This is a genomic window from Fictibacillus nanhaiensis, assembly GCF_049537595.1.
Classification (GTDB): Bacteria; Bacillota; Bacilli; order Bacillales; family Fictibacillaceae; genus Fictibacillus; species Fictibacillus nanhaiensis_F.
The window spans coordinates 211,777-224,116 of record NZ_JBMULM010000002.1 but is presented as its reverse complement, the minus strand read 5'-3'; the positions used below and the strand labels follow the sequence as shown (position 1 = coordinate 224,116).

The following is a 12,340-nucleotide window of genomic DNA, read 5'->3' as shown; positions in this document are numbered from 1 at the left end:
GCTGCATGGCTTTTTACGTTCATTATTTTCTATTATGAAGCAGGACAGTTAAACTGATCAATGTTACAAGTATTGTAGCACCCATGTCAGAAAGGATTGCAATCCAAAGTGTGAGCCATCCCGGAATCGTAAGCAACAGAGCTAATAACTTCAACCCAAGTGATAATCCGATGTTCCATTTGATAATCTTATTTACTTTCCTTGATACTTGCACAGCATCTGGAAGTTTTCCTAAATGATCTTGCATGAGTACAATATCTGCTGTTTCAATCGCACTATCTGTTCCTTTTCCCATCGCTATACCGAGGTCAGCCGTAGCAAGTGCGGGTGCATCGTTGATTCCATCGCCAATCATAGCCACTTTTCCATTCTTCTTAAGCGATTTCACCTTATTCACTTTATCCTCTGGCAACAACCCGCCGAAGAAAGAAGACACCCCCGTTTTTTTTGCAACTTTATCTGCAACAATTGGGTGATCACCAGTCAACATGACCGTTTCTTTTATTCCTTTTTCATGAAGTAGAGAGATGATATCAGGACTTTCTTTTCTAATTTCATCTGCAATAGCAAACACACCGAGAATTTCCGTGTCACTGGCAACAAGAACGATTGTATTACCCTCTTCTTTATAGAGATTGATAATATTTTTTACGTCCTCACTCGCTTCTGTACTGCCAATTATTTTTTCGTTTCCTAGCCTATAGGTTTTATGATCGACTACTGCTGTAATTCCTTGCCCACTAACTGTTGTGATTTCATCTGCTTTAACTTCTTCTGTCCCCATCTCGCGGCACTTTGCAACTACTGCTTTGGCGAGAGGATGAGATGATGAGCTTTCAATTGCATAAGCGACTTTGTAAAAGTCAGGATGAAACGCTTTTTCCGCCACAACATGAGGTTCTCCGAGTGTAAGTGTGCCTGTTTTATCAAAAGCAATGATATTTATCTTACCGAGCTGTTCAAGATAGGCTCCACCTTTAATCAAAATCCCGTTTCTTGCATTGACTGTAATCCCAGAAAGGATCGCGATCGGTGATGAAAGAATAAGCGCACAGGGACAGCCGACGATCAATACCGCAAGTCCTTGGTAGAACCATTCACCCCACGAATCATTAAATATAAGTGGTGGGACTAACATAACTAGTGCAGAAACAACCATAATGATCGGTGTGTAATAGTTTGCAAACCGATTGATGAAAAGCTCCGTTGGCGTTTTGGATTCTTGGGCATCCTGAACGAGAGCCAGTATTTTAGAAAGTGCTGACTGATTATAAGTCTTCGTTATTTTCACATGAAGTACACCTTCATTATTGATGCTTCCACCAAATACGGTCTCTTCATCTTCTTTTTCAACCGGAAGTGATTCACCCGTGATCGCTGCTTCGTTCACAGAGCTTTTTCCATAGACTACGACGCCGTCTGATGGAATCTTTTGCCCCGTTTTTACGAGTACTATATCATCCACTGCCAATTCTTCAATCGATATGACTTCTGTCTTCCCGTTTCTTAACAGAAGCGCTTCTTTCGGTGCTACCTTTAAAAGGGATTCCATCGAGCGTCTTGCTTTTTCCATTCCGTAAGATTCAAGCAGTTCATTAATGCCAAAAAGGATAGCCACAAGTGCAGCTTCTTTCCATTCTCCGATGGCAACCGCACCGACTAAAGCGACTGTCATTAAAGTGTTAATATCAAATTTAAACTTCGTCAGGTTTCGAAGACCTTTTAAAAACGTTGAGTAACCAGAAGAAATCGTTGCAACAGCATAAAATATAATGGAGACATACGTATTGTTCAACATATGTTCTGTTATAAGTGCTGCTATAAAGGAAGCAACTGATACATACAACCCGATCATTAACCAATTTGGACCTGTAGGCTCTCCATCTGACTCAAAACGTACATTTTCAGTCGAAAGGATAGAACGTACTTTGTCCATGTCCATTTTTTCATCTAAAACAATTTTACTTGAATTAAATTGTACTTTTGCTCGCTCTCCCCCAGGAAGTTGTTGGATCTGTTCTTCAAGCTTTAATGCACAATGGCCACAAGATAATCCGGTGATCTTATGCTCTTTCATTTTGCTCCCTCCTTTCTAGTCGTGTCTCGCATGGTGTATAGATTGATGCAGAAGGGTCATCACATGCTCGTCATCTATTGAGTAAAATAGTGTTGTTCCAGCGCGCCTGAATTTTACAAGTCTTAAATTTTTTAAGAAGCGCAATTGATGAGATACGGTAGACTGCATAAGTGACAGTTCTTCAGCAATTTCAGAAACATTGCATTCTCTCTCCCCTAAAAGATGCAAAATTCGAATTCGGGTTGGGTCCGAAAGTGCTTTAAATGTTTGAGATACGATAAATAGTGTTTCCTCATCGAGGTGTTCGTATTTGTTTTGTTGGTCAGACATGAAAACAGCCCCCTAAATTCCGGCTTTGTTTATTATATGAACATATGCTCATATATGTTACTTAGAGTGTACCTAAAATTTTGTAATTGTGCAAAACAAAAAGAAGCTAGATTTCTCAGCTTCTTTTAAGCCTTACTTATTTCATTTCTTTTAAATCGTTGCTTTCTTCCATATGTCAGAGAACGCCACACCCATTCAAGCGGTCCCATGTAATACCTACGCATCCACCACTTTGAAAATAGAACTTGGATAGAAAAAATAACACAAGCAAAGATGACACCAACAAATGGTCCGAATTCACCATACAGACCTAATCCATAACTATAGAAGATTGTTGTCGCAATTATCGATTGAGTTAAATAATTGGTAAAAGCCATCCGCCCTGTAAATTGAAAGTAGTTAAACAAACGTTTACATTTTCCGCTTCGATAAAGAAGAACGATGCTGCAAATATAGAAGATGCTCATCATCGCACCCCCAAATTCGTATCCCCATGACATCGCAGTTTCATAGCGCCAATCTTCCCCTTTAAAAGGAAAGAAGATAACAGCGAGTAATTTACTGCCGGGACCAAGGATCAATGTTAACAGCCAAATTTTCCATAAGCCTCTGTTCGTGAATGTTCTTTTCTTAGCTGCATAGGCACCGAATAAAAACATCGGCAAAAGTCCCGCTATAAAAAAGAGAAAGTAACGATTCAAATCTCCCCATTCATGAATTCTTTCCTTCATGATCTCAAGGTATGTACCATCGCTATACACTTCAATGGATTGAACGATCTCTTGTTCATTGAGCTCATTTTGTGTGCTCTGATAGGTTATCGCTGCGCCACTACTCCAATAATCATACGTCAAGGTTGTCATGAATAAACTGTAAACCGTTATCAACACGAATCCAGATATAATTAATACTTTCTTATTTAAACGATAGAAAATCAACATGAGTAATCCTACTATTGAGTACATAATCAAAATATCACCGTACCAAAAAAACAGAACATGTAGGATCCCAAAAAGAAGTAGAACAAACTGTCGTCTTAGAAAAACAGGAACAAACCTCGTATTTTTTGCTGCGGCTCTTTCTGCCATCAAAACGATACCAAACCCAAATAAAAAGGAAAACATCGTTATAAAGTTTCCTTGAACAAAAAACTCTAACAGCACATTTGTCCAAACGTTATACGGCTCGTCAAAATACTCATAACTTAACGCACGAATCGGTGAATCAGGTCCTGAAAATGACTTCATATTTACAAGTAAAATGCCAAAAACGGCTATACCGCGCATGATATCTAACGATTGAATCCGTTCTTGATCTCCGACTGGCTTCCAATTCATGATGAACCCCACTGAAATTTTTTTTTCATGATTCCACTCCCTTTGGTTTATTTTACCGCAAATAGGCAAAAAAGTTAGAATATGAGTCATTATTTGCTATTCTATAAAGAACAGATCAAGGATTTGGGAAGGATGAAAGCGGTTTTGAAAAAATATACCTTAACGGTCGTTTCGATTGTCTCTATTTCAGCTACGCTTTTATGGCTGTTTGGCTTAGGCTGGACGTTACAAGATCAGCTCTCAGCTAATGAAAAAGTTATGCAGCTCAAAGAAAAAACAGAATCCACTTCAACAAAAAAACAAGACGGAACACTTACGATCTTTGCATTAGGAGATTCTTTAACTCGTGGAACGGGTGACGCTGACGGAAAAGGTTATACCGGCTATCTCACTGAGCGCTTAAAAGAAAAAACAGATCAAGATATTAATCTGCTTAACACTGCTATTAAAGGAGAAACATCTAGAGGTCTTCTTAAGCAGCTTCAACAAAGTGAGATCCAGCGTCAAGCCAAACAAGCAGATGTTATTGTGATGACGATTGGCGGGAATGATCTTTTTCAGCAAGGAGCAGCACTTGAGAACTTAGACACTAATGCGATTAACGGTAAAAGACAGATCTATTTAAGCAATGTAAAAAAAATCTATACTCAGCTTAGAGAACTGAATCCAGAGGCTGTCATCTATCATGTCGGATTGTACAACCCTCTTAGCAATATGCCTGATTCAAAAACGACTTCTTCAATCGTCAGAGACTGGAACTTTCAGTCTGCTGAAACAGCAGCTGGGTTTGAAAACATCGTATATGTACCTACCTTTGATCTCTTTCAGCTTCAAGTAGAAAACTATTTATATACCGATCAATTTCATCCTAACACGGAAGGTTACCAGCTGATTGCAGAACGTGTAGCCTCACTGATCAACTTTGAACAGGAGGAGAAGGAATCATGAGTCAAACACCCGCATTAGAAGTAGAGAATCTAACTAAGAAAATTAAAGGCAAGCAGATTATAAAAGGTGTGTCCTTCACACTTGTTCCAGGAGAAGTCTTTGGTTTTCTTGGACCAAACGGTGCTGGAAAAACGACGACGATTCGAATGATCGTTGGTTTGATCTCTCCTACTTCTGGAACGATTAAGATCGGTGGTAAGAATGTACGGACGGAATTCACCGAAGCAATGAGACATCTCGGCTGTATTGTTGAAAACCCTGAACTATATCCGTACTTAACAGGATGGGAAAATCTTATACACTTTCAAAAAATGGATTCATCCATCCCTAAGACAAGATTAAATGAAGTCATCGAACTCGTAGGATTACAAAATCGAATTCACGATCGCGTTAGTACCTATTCACTCGGTATGAGACAGCGTTTAGGAATTGCTCAAGCTCTTTTAGGAAAACCAAAAGTACTTATTTTGGACGAGCCGACAAACGGACTCGACCCTGCAGGTATTCGCGAGATGCGTGAATTTATAAGGCAATTAGCAAGAGAAGAAAACTTAAGCGTTCTTGTATCCTCCCATTTGTTAAGTGAAATTCAGCTGATGTGTGATCGTGTGGCGATCATCTCAAAAGGAACTGTATTACGCACAGACTCTGTTGAGAATCTATTGGCGGAGCAGGAACGTGTGATTTGGCGTGCTGAACCTATTCAAGTAGCTAAAGAGATTCTTTCTATGGAAACAGAAGTTACAGAAGGTCCTGATCGTACACTAATCACGTTATATAATGAGCCACTGCTGCCAGATTGGAACGAGAAGCTCGTAAAAGCTGGAGTGAAGGTAAAAGAAATGAGAACTCAGCTTCCTTCTTTAGAAGATCTGTTCTTAGAAGTAACAGGAGGCGAAAGCATTGATTAATCTTGTCCGGAATGAAATGTTAAAGCTTCTTAGAAAAAAACGTTTGTATGTCATCATCTTGATCATCGCGTTCTTAGTTCCTCTTTTTACATATGCTCAGTTTAAAGAGATTCAAGATCAACGTGAGAAGATGGGGAATCAAGATTGGCGTACCACGCTGCAGCAAGAGATCACTGACACACAAAACCGATTAAGCTCGAGCCGTATTCAAGATGAATGGCGTAAATTTCTAAAGATCAGACTTTCACAGCAACAATATTATTTAGAGAACGATATCGATCCACGTGCTCCAGGAGCACCAACATTCATGCGAATATTCGTTGAGAACTCGATCGATCTACTTCTACCGTTGCTCGTCATGGTCATTGTGGCAGACCTCGTTTCTTCTGAATCAAGCGGAGGAACGATCAAACTTTTACTTACCCGTCCAGTTAAACGATGGCGCATTCTTCTCAGCAAATATTTAGCGATGCTGCTCTCGATCTCATTCATCGTTTTATCAGTAGCCGTTCTATCATACGGAATATCTGGCCTCGTTTTCGGATATGGCGGATGGAACATGCCTCTATTAACAGGCTTTACGGTTTCTGGAGATGAACTTTTAACTGAAAATGTACACATCGTTCCACAATGGCAATACATCCTGATGGAATTCGGTCTCGTATGGTATGTATGTATGATCGTCGGAACCCTCACCTTCATGCTTTCCGTACTGTTAAGAAGTACGGCTGCCGTTATGGGAATCATGCTCGCGTCACTCATTGCCGGAGCCATCCTAGCAAACATGGTATCTTCTTGGGAAAGTGCGAAATATTTCTTTATGGTGAACCTGAACCTTACAAACTATGTGAGTGGAATGGCAACTCCGATAGAAGGAATGTCATTAGGCTTTTCAATGAGCGTACTTGCCGTCTGGGGAATTGCTGGATTCATCATCGCTTTCGTTACATTTTCTAAGCGAGATATCTATTAAAATAAGAAAAAAGGAAACCGCAAAGTCGGTTTCCTTTTTTAAATGACGTCTTTTTAAACTGTAGAAAGTAATCTGTCCGATCTAGCAGTTAATCTGTCGGATTGACTCCATAATCTGTCGGATTCGAATGATAATCTGTCCATTTGAGCCGATAATTTAGCCATTCGACAAAATCATCTGTCCGATTGCAACCTCTACTAGATTTTGAAGTGTTTAATCATTTCAGTCAGTGCTTCGGAAGCATCATTCAATTCTTCGGCAGATTGAGAAACTGTAGATAGTGCCCGCACTTGCTCTTCAGAAGATGCGCTAACTTCTTCACTCGCTGCTGCGGATTGTTCAGCTACTGCTGCAATACTTTGAATGGACGCTACTACTTCCTCTTTATAGTTGTTGATCATTTCTACTTCACTCGTAATCTGTTCGATTGATCTCACCATATCTGCCATCGTACCTGAGATTTCGTTAAAAGCTGACTCTGTGTCTGTTACAGTCATGTTCTGATCGTGAGCAATTCTTTTTGTGTATGCCATCTCGTGTACAGCTCGCTCAGACTCTTCACCAATCCCTGAGATCGTTTTACGAACTTTATCTGCTGCAACAGCCGATTGTTCTGCTAACTTTCGTACTTCATCAGCAACCACCGCAAAACCTCGCCCGCTCTCGCCAGCTCTAGCTGCTTCAATACTTGCATTCAACGCTAGTAGATTAGTCTGATTCGAGATCTCTGTAATCGATTGAATGACTTGCTCGATCTCTTCTACTTTTTCAGCTAGTCCAGAAATAACAGATTCAATGTTTTTCAGAACTTGGTTACTTTCCCCCGTTTTTTCACGTAACACGTCCATTTGTGAGATTCCTTTTTTATTAGCTGCTTCAGCTAATAAAGACAGTCGGGTCATCTCTTCTGCTTGTTCATTTACTTTTTCAATCTGTAGAGATAAGTCCATCGTTCGACGGTTTGTTTCATCGGCATCTTCCGCTTGTGTGGTAGCTCCAGAAGCGATCTCTCTGACAGCTCTTGAAACCTCTTCGCTTGCTGCGATCGTTTCTTCTGACACGGCACTCAAATTAGAAGTAGATTCATTAACCGTTACAACAGAATGACTGACAGATGATATAAGTCCACGCATGTTTTCTACCATAGCGTTAAAGTGATGAGTGAGTGTCCCCACTTCGTCTTTAGACTTAGCTTCAACAGATATTGTAAGGTCGCCTTCTGCTACTTTTTGTACTTGTGCTTGTAATCTAGTAATTGGTTTAGAGATACTTTTTGCCAACATATAAGTTACACCTAAAGCCACGATGACGGCGACAGCTGTAAAGATAAGTATCATGTTTAAAAGCTCTTCAGCATCTTTTAGCAACTCTTTTTGATCGTAGACAAAACCGAGCTTCCAGTTCGTGTCGGCTATCGTCGTGTAATAGAGTTCTCGGTCTTTATTCTGATACGTATAGGAAACGTTTCCTTTTTCATTTTTGTATATCTCTTTAATAAATGTCTCTTTACTTAAGTCTTTGCCTTGTTGTGTCGGATGAACGAGTGCCATACCTTTCGGATCAAGAAGCACTGGATATCCTTTGTAGCTGACTTTCGTTTTGTTGATCATGCTCGTTAATCCACCAAGATTTAGATCAAGACCCACTACACCGAGAACCTCGTCAGTATCAGGATCTAGCACCGGTTTTGTAACCGTTACAACATATTCACCTGAACTCGCATCTTCGTACGGTTCTGTCCACATTATTTTTTCTGGCGTTTGTTTAGCCGTTTGATACCAAGGACGTTCGGTTGGATCAAATCCATCTGGCAGCTCAAGTTTAGGAGTCGTTTTGAACTGTTTTGTCTCTGCACCTATGTATAAGACCGCAACGTTCTTATTAAGATCCAAAAAGTGTTTGAAGTCTTGATCTACTATCGGCCATACTTCATTCAAACCCTTTGTTTCATTCGTTTTTACTGTTTTTAAATAAGTGATAAGTCTGCTGTCCTGGCTGTATCGATCGATTGTATCTCCATATGACTTCAAATACAGCTCTGTGGAGGCTTTAACTTCGCTTGAAAGACTTGTTGCTTGTTCGTTGCTGTTGCTTTCAAGCTGTTGTTTGGTTTGAAAATAAGAAAATAGCGATACAGATAAGAGTGTAATAGCAACTAGAATACTTACAGAAAGCATGATCTTCGTTTGAATTCTTTTAAACACCTGTTTAACCCCCATTTATCATCTAAAACCCCTTACCTACATATCGACATCTAGTTATAAATGATTTAAGAAATAGGTCTAAACAGGTACAAAAGTTTCATTTTCATATTAAAACCCTTCAAAACAAGTACTTTTTACCTAAATAGTTACCATTTCATAAATGAAGTCATAAAAAAACCGCACAAGGCGGCTTTATTAAGCTTCTTTTCTAGCTAGCACTTTTTCAGATGCTCTCTCCTCGGCGATCTTTCTTTTCTTCAAAGTACCTAATCCTAGCACTAGAAGAACTACAAGAACTTCAAATCCATATTTTACAAATCCATTGTCGAAATATGGAGCCATGAATTTTTCTCCTACAATCATCTTAGAAGCCGTCCAAGCAAGGACACCAGCTCCAATTGTGATGATAAACGGGTATTTATCAATAACTTTTAGAAACAATGTACTTCCCCAAACAACAATAGGCACTGAGATTAATAATCCGATTACTACCAGTAAGAAATCACCATGTGCAGCACCTGCAACGGCAAGAACGTTATCAAGTCCCATTACCGCATCAGCAATTATAATCGTCCGAATGGCTGCCCAAAAATTATTTTGAGCTTCAATTTCATGATCTTTTTCCTCGATCATAAGCTTATAAGCGATAACGACAAGAATTAATCCACCTGCAAGCAGCAAGCCCGGAATCTTTAGAAGCCACACAACCGCAAGCGTAGCTGTTGCACGAATCACGATCGCTCCTACTGTTCCCCAGATGATTACTTTCTTCTGATTTTCCTTCGGCAAGTTTCTAGCTGCCAAGCCGATTACAATTGCGTTATCACCAGCTAATACTAAGTCGATAACAACGATCGCCAATAAGGCCGACCAAAAATCTGGTGTTAAAAAATCCATTCAAAAAATCCTCTCTGTTAAACATCTGTTGTTTTTTTAAAAGCAGGTGATTTTCGTTCCATCCAATCTACTCCCAAAGTAGACAAAGGCATGAAAGCACCTATCTTTTAGAAAAGGGTGACAAAAATTAAAAAAATGAGTAATGACGAACACGTTATGCCCTTCCAGGCTTATCCATTTCTACATATAATAAGAGCAAAGGGGGTGTTTTTTATGCGTTCATGTTCATGCGGATGTAAAGTTAGATGCCAATCCTGTGTAAACTTTTGTGGTGTTCCTTTATTTTGTCGAGACATTGATCCTTGTTGTTTTCCTTTCATTCAGCCTCAACCTACACCAACAACCTCTCCTTTAATCGTTGTTTGTAGATGTCCTCATTGCTCAACTAGGCAACGGTAACTTGCTTGAAAATGCATTTACCTTGTAACTTCACATCACTGATACGATTGAGTGAACGTTTTGTTTCAAAAAAAGCGTTCTTTTTTTTTATTAAGGGAATAATGCAGGATAGATTGATAAGTTCCATTAATTGGGGGTGTCCTCGTGCGCTGGTTTATGAAACAGTGGTTTCACCGTTTCTTTCAAGATAAAGTTTTTGACCTTTCTGCACAGCTAGCTTATTACTTCCTAGTTTCATTATTTCCTTTTGTTTTTCTCATCTTTACGATCCTTAGCTTTTTGCCTATTTCTTCTGCTTATGTCCTATCACTTTTTCAGTCTATCGCACCAGAAGAAGCATATGCTTTACTAGAGTATAATCTAGTGGCCGTATTGGACGAGCATAGAGGAGATGTATTATCTGTTTCATTAATCATCATGATTTGGTTAGCGACAATCGGGACGCACGCAATTATCCGGGTTTTCAACCAAGCTTACCAGGTTGAAGAAAGCCGACCTTTTATAAAAGAACTTATCTTAGGTATGATCCTTACGTTCGGTCTTGTGATCGCAGTGATTACTGCTCTCCTTTTACCGGTCTTTGGAAGGAGTATCGGGATTTACATATTTGAACGAACAAGATTCTCTCATCCCGTCTGGCACATATGGGAAACAGCACGCTATCTTATTGGTTTCTCAGTGCTTCTCTCTATTTTTTCGGCTCTTTACCGTTTTGCTCCAAATGTAAGATTGACGTTCAGAAACGTGTGGCCAGGGGCTATTTTCTCGACAGCAGGCTGGCATCTATTTTCTTATTTATTTTCTTCATACGTTCTTATTTTTGACTACGGACAGATATACGGAAATTTAGGCGCATTATTAACATTAATGGTGTGGTTCTATCTATCTGCGATGATCTTAATCGCTGGCGGACAGTTGAACGCGATACTCGCATTAAAGAGGGAATTAAGAAAATAAGAAGATTTTTGAAAACTTCAGTTTCTGTGATTGACATTTTCACATTATCGTAACATCATTGTGTATATATAAAGAATTAACATCTTTTTTTCCGGTCATAATGGATAGTAATGAAAAATTACTGACCGGCTAAAATTACGGAGATCGGGGCTGGAAAATGACTGTAAAAAACTTAATCTTATTACTCATTTTGCTTGCCGGAATCGTCATCTTTGTCTTTTACAGTATACCTCTCCTTCTCGCATTACTTACTGCTATAATGCTAGAACCAGTAGTAAAATTGTTTATTAGACTATTTAAAGGTAGACGATTATTGGCCGTCACTGCTACTTTTATCTTGTATCTTGCGGGACTCGGTATTTTCTCTTACTGGCTTACTACAACACTTGTTATTCAGGTTATCGAGTTTATAACCGTTCTTCCATCCTATTCTGTTCATCTGTTTGAAGTAGCAGAGAATACGTTTTATGAAATGGAAAACTTTTATGCTAGCTTACCTCCTGAAGTGGTGAGAACGCTTGAAGAGGGATTAGTAGGTTTAAAGGATTATGGCGTTGAAACAGCAAAGAACTTAACTTCGGGTATATTAGGGCTGATCACAGCCATACCAGGATTGTTGATTTATTTTATTATCTATGTAGTTGCCGTTTTCTTATTTTCACTGGATCTTCCGCGACTGTATGCTGAGTTTCTTAACCTATTTACAACAGCAGCCCGCGAAAAGGTTGAATTGGTCTTTAGTCAACTGTCTAGAGCAACAGTTGGGTTCTTTAGAGCTCAAATCATCTTAAGTCTTGTTACATACGCATTGGCATTGATCGGACTCATGATTTTAGATGTTGAGTATGCGGTTATTCTCGCTCTTTTAATCGTTATAGTTGATATCCTTCCAATTCTCGGAACAGGATCATTCCTTGTCCCATGGGCGGCTTATTCCTTCTTTATCAATAACAATGATCATCTTGCATTCGGACTTCTGATCATGTTTGGAGTCATCACGATCGTTCGAAGAATTATCGAACCGAAAATACTCGGGTCAAGTCTTGGTATATCTGCACTAGCAGCTCTCGTATCCTTATATATCGGATTCCAGCTTCTAGGCTTTATCGGATTGATCGTCGGTCCTGCTATCGTCATCATCTATGAAGCATTGAGAAGTGCAGGGTTTATCAAAATTAAGATCGATTTCTAACGAAAAACGTGTTTCCTGTAATAGGAACACGTTTTTTTCTATTTTTAGGTTAGAAACACCTGCAATGTTGGGAATTATAGAAAATAAGTAAAAAAAATGAGAAAATCATTCGAAT

The 12,340-nt window shown here is 39.3% G+C and carries 10 protein-coding genes; 5 read left to right on the top strand and 5 right to left on the bottom strand.

Annotation, left to right across the window (positions count from 1 at the left end; translation table 11 throughout):
• Positions 1-22: 22 nt before the first annotated feature.
• From ACOZ9X_RS12420 to ACOZ9X_RS12410, 3 genes are all read right to left on the bottom strand, one after another.
• Positions 23-2,077: a heavy metal translocating P-type ATPase gene (locus ACOZ9X_RS12420; RefSeq protein WP_423418448.1), complete on the bottom strand. Its 2,055-nt coding sequence runs from the start codon at positions 2,075-2,077 to the stop codon at positions 23-25.
• A gap of 15 nt (positions 2,078-2,092) precedes the next feature.
• Positions 2,093-2,407, bottom strand: a complete 315-nt coding sequence (locus ACOZ9X_RS12415) for an ArsR/SmtB family transcription factor (protein ID WP_066391583.1) — start codon at positions 2,405-2,407, stop codon at positions 2,093-2,095.
• Positions 2,408-2,532: 125 nt separating this feature from the next.
• The gene (locus ACOZ9X_RS12410; protein ID WP_423418447.1) at positions 2,533-3,744 is read right to left on the bottom strand and encodes a DUF418 domain-containing protein; all 1,212 of its coding nucleotides are present in this window, start codon (positions 3,742-3,744) and stop codon (positions 2,533-2,535) included.
• A 144-nt stretch (positions 3,745-3,888) separates the two neighbouring features.
• Here ACOZ9X_RS12410 and ACOZ9X_RS12405 point away from each other — a divergent pair, with 144 nt between their 5' ends.
• The 3 genes from ACOZ9X_RS12405 to ACOZ9X_RS12395 are packed head-to-tail and all read left to right on the top strand — an operon-like array spanning position 3,889 to position 6,576.
• Complete coding sequence (locus ACOZ9X_RS12405; protein ID WP_423418446.1) at positions 3,889-4,692, top strand: SGNH/GDSL hydrolase family protein; 804 nt, start codon at positions 3,889-3,891, stop codon at positions 4,690-4,692.
• Positions 4,689-5,603: an ABC transporter ATP-binding protein gene (locus ACOZ9X_RS12400; protein WP_423418445.1), complete on the top strand. Its 915-nt coding sequence runs from the start codon at positions 4,689-4,691 to the stop codon at positions 5,601-5,603. The genes ACOZ9X_RS12405 and ACOZ9X_RS12400 overlap by 4 nt, the downstream gene beginning before the upstream one ends.
• Positions 5,596-6,576: an ABC transporter permease gene (locus tag ACOZ9X_RS12395; RefSeq protein WP_423418444.1), complete on the top strand. Its 981-nt coding sequence runs from the start codon at positions 5,596-5,598 to the stop codon at positions 6,574-6,576. The genes ACOZ9X_RS12400 and ACOZ9X_RS12395 overlap by 8 nt, the downstream gene beginning before the upstream one ends.
• A gap of 197 nt (positions 6,577-6,773) precedes the next feature.
• Here ACOZ9X_RS12395 and ACOZ9X_RS12390 read toward each other — a convergent pair whose 3' ends face one another.
• Both ACOZ9X_RS12390 and ACOZ9X_RS12385 read right to left on the bottom strand, forming a co-directional pair.
• Positions 6,774-8,780, bottom strand: coding sequence for a methyl-accepting chemotaxis protein (locus ACOZ9X_RS12390; protein ID WP_423418443.1), 2,007 nt, complete (start codon positions 8,778-8,780; stop codon positions 6,774-6,776).
• Between the two features lie 195 nt (positions 8,781-8,975).
• Positions 8,976-9,677 (bottom strand): TerC family protein, encoded by a 702-nt coding sequence (locus tag ACOZ9X_RS12385; protein WP_423418442.1) that lies wholly within the window; start codon positions 9,675-9,677, stop codon positions 8,976-8,978.
• 543 nt (positions 9,678-10,220) lie between these two features.
• Here ACOZ9X_RS12385 and ACOZ9X_RS12380 point away from each other — a divergent pair.
• Positions 10,221-11,033: a YihY/virulence factor BrkB family protein gene (locus tag ACOZ9X_RS12380; RefSeq protein WP_423418441.1), complete on the top strand. Its 813-nt coding sequence runs from the start codon at positions 10,221-10,223 to the stop codon at positions 11,031-11,033.
• Between the two features lie 157 nt (positions 11,034-11,190).
• Positions 11,191-12,225, top strand: coding sequence for a sporulation integral membrane protein YtvI (gene ytvI, locus ACOZ9X_RS12375; RefSeq protein WP_423418440.1), 1,035 nt, complete (start codon positions 11,191-11,193; stop codon positions 12,223-12,225).
• The last annotated feature ends 115 nt before the right edge of the window (positions 12,226-12,340 follow it).

Bases quoted from the DNA above. Each gene is read 5' to 3' on its own strand.
- ACOZ9X_RS12420 (WP_423418448.1), bottom strand. From the start codon at position 2,077: ATGAAAGAGCATAAGATCACCGGATTATCTTGTGGCCATTGTGCATTA.
- ACOZ9X_RS12415 (WP_066391583.1), bottom strand. From the start codon at position 2,407: ATGTCTGACCAACAAAACAAATACGAACACCTCGATGAGGAAACACTA.
- ACOZ9X_RS12410 (WP_423418447.1), bottom strand. From the start codon at position 3,744: ATGAATTGGAAGCCAGTCGGAGATCAAGAACGGATTCAATCGTTAGAT.
- ACOZ9X_RS12400 (WP_423418445.1), top strand. From the start codon at position 4,689: ATGAGTCAAACACCCGCATTAGAAGTAGAGAATCTAACTAAGAAAATT.
- ACOZ9X_RS12385 (WP_423418442.1), bottom strand. From the start codon at position 9,677: ATGGATTTTTTAACACCAGATTTTTGGTCGGCCTTATTGGCGATCGTT.
- ytvI (WP_423418440.1), top strand. From the start codon at position 11,191: ATGACTGTAAAAAACTTAATCTTATTACTCATTTTGCTTGCCGGAATC.